This is a genomic window from Pseudodesulfovibrio nedwellii (assembly GCF_027923765.1).
Classification (GTDB): domain Bacteria; phylum Desulfobacterota; class Desulfovibrionia; order Desulfovibrionales; family Desulfovibrionaceae; genus Pseudodesulfovibrio; species Pseudodesulfovibrio nedwellii.
This window is the reverse complement of sequence record NZ_AP026709.1, coordinates 360,001-362,500: the sequence shown is the minus strand read 5'-3', so window position 1 is coordinate 362,500 and position 2,500 is coordinate 360,001. Positions and strand designations below refer to the sequence as shown.

Below are 2,500 nucleotides of genomic sequence, written 5' to 3'. Positions count from 1 at the left end.
AAGCTAAAATAGCGTGGCAACACAACATTCGGGTACCACTAGGCATTCTTCATCCTCACTAAGGGAACTCAATTCCATACAGCTCTAAGAATACTCGAATACCACCTCTCCAAAAGCCACAAACGAAGCGTAATTTTAGGATCTCCACACTAAAAAAAACGAACTGCTTGACCATTAATTCGATGAACCTCAAAGACATAATGAAAAACAACTTTTTCACTTCAATTGTCTCTACTCTATAAGGTCATGAACCAATGTCGAACCTCATCCGCTCAAAATGGTACAGCCTGTCCCTGGTTCTCACGGCTCAAAACACAAAAAGCCCTGGTTCAGAGAAAACCAAGGCTTTTGAAATATCTTGATAATAACCGGATGGTTCCGACTCTTCCACCAGGTGTGCACATTCGAGAAACAATTTGAGTGCGGGCTGGGAATTGGTGGCCGGAAACAATGATAAAGTCTTGATTGATCTGGCCGGGATGGTCAACTTTGGTTTTCGCATGTTGAGTTGAGAACGCAGAAAAGCCCTGATTCATATGAATCAGGGCTTTTCTTAAAAGATCCTTGGCACCGACCTACTTTCCCACACGCTACCATGCAGTATCATCGGCGATGGAGGGCTTAACTACCGGGTTCGGAATGGGACCGGGTGTACCCCCTCCTCCTTGGGCACCAAGAAAAAGAGTTGAGTAATGTCTACTCAAATATATAAGTAAACAGGGGAAGAGAGAATTCCATTAAGTTGTTAAATAAGCCGCACGATCTATTAGTACTGGTTAGCTGAACAACTCACGTTGCTTACACACCCAGCCTATCAACCTTGTAGTCTTCAAGGGATCTTTAGGGACATAAATGTCCAGGGAGAACTAATCTTGAGGCTGGCTTCCCGCTTAGATGCTTTCAGCGGTTATCCTATCCGAACTTAGCTACTCTGCAATGCCACTGGCGTGACAACAGAAACACCATAGGTTCGTCCACCCCGGTCCTCTCGTACTAGGGGCAGACCCTCTTCAATTCTCCTACGCCCACGGAGGATAGGGACCAAACTGTCTCACGACGTTTTAAACCCAGCTCGCGTACCACTTTAAACGGCGAACAGCCGTACCCTTGGGACCTGCTTCAGCCCCAGGATGTGATGAGCCGACATCGAGGTGCCAAACCGCGTCGTCGATGTGAACTCTTGGACGCGATCAGCCTGTTATCCCCGGCGTACCTTTTATCCTATGAGCGATGGCCCTTCCATGCGGAACCACCGGATCACTAAGACCAACTTTCGTTCCTGCTCGAGATGTCTCTCTCACAGTCAAGCTACCTTATGCCTTTGCACTCAACGGCTGGTTTCCAATCAGCCTGAGGTAACCTTTGCAAGCCTCCGTTACTATTTAGGAGGCGACCGCCCCAGTCAAACTACCCACCAGACACTGTTTCCGCGCCGGATGACGGCTACGGATTAGATACCTAAGTAATAAAGGCTGGTATTTCAAGGTTGACTCCACACACTCTAGCGAACATGCTTCAAAGTCTCCCAGCTATCCTACACATTATTAATCAAATACCAATGTCAAGCTGCAGTAAAGGTGCACAGGGTCTTTCCGTCCTTCCGCGGGTACCCAGCATTTTCACTGGGAATTCAATTTCACTGAGTCTCTGGTTGAGACAGTGGGGGGATCGTTACGCCATTCGTGCAGGTCGGAACTTACCCGACAAGGAATTTCGCTACCTTAGGACCGTTATAGTTACGGCCGCCGTTTACTGGGGCTTCGATTCAGAGCTTCGACCGAAGTCTAACCCCACCTCTTAACCTTCCAGCACCGGGCAGGCGTCAGTCCCTATACATCGTCTTACGACTTAGCAGAGACCTATGTTTTTAGTAAACAGTCGCCCCCCCCGATTCACTGCGTCTTGAAGTTGCTCACATAGTAAAATGATCACAATTTCAAGCACCCCTTCTTGCGAACTTACGGGGTCATTTTGCCGAGTTCCTTAACCAGAGTTCTCTCAAGCGCCTTGGTCTGCTCGACCCACCTACCTGTGTTGGTTTGCGGTACGGTATGCATATGCTAAACTTAGAAGCTTTTCTTGGCAGTATGGAATTAATGGCTTCCGTCGATTAAAGACTCGGCATAACGTCTCAGGCATAAAGAACTGCGGATTTACCTACAGTTCAACCCTACACGCTTGCACCGGGAATATCCAACACCCGGACCATCTATCCTTCTGCGTCCCTCCATCGCACACATATACATGTACAGGAATATTAACCTGTTTCCCATCGACTACGCATTTCTGCCTCGCCTTAGGGGCCGACTTACCCTGGGAAGATTAGCTTTACCCAGGAAACCTTAGGTTTACGGCGAATAAGTTTCTCACTTATTTTATCGTTACTCATGCCAGCATGATCACTTCTCATTAGTCCAGCTAACCTCACGGTCCACCTTCATCCCATCTGAGAACGCTCTCCTACCGCTCATACATAGTATGAACCCAAAGCTTCGGTACA

Annotated in this window: 1 protein-coding gene and 2 rRNA genes (1 of these 3 cut by a window edge); all 3 read right to left on the bottom strand. The window is 47.9% G+C overall.

Features of this window, described 5'->3' with window-relative positions:
- Positions 1-307 precede the first annotated feature (307 nt).
- Entirely contained in the window at positions 308-502 is a 195-nt protein-coding gene (locus SYK_RS01700; protein ID WP_281761899.1) for a hypothetical protein, read from the bottom strand.
- 60 nt (positions 503-562) lie between these two features.
- Positions 563-677: ribosomal RNA gene (rrf, locus tag SYK_RS01695) — 5S ribosomal RNA — on the bottom strand.
- 68 nt (positions 678-745) lie between these two features.
- Positions 746-2,500: ribosomal RNA gene (locus SYK_RS01690) — 23S ribosomal RNA — on the bottom strand (it continues 1,187 nt past the right edge of the window).

Excerpts from the sequence above, each read along its gene's own strand:
- SYK_RS01700 (WP_281761899.1), bottom strand. The coding sequence starts at position 502 with ATGCGAAAACCAAAGTTGACCATCCCGGCCAGATCAATCAAGACTTTA.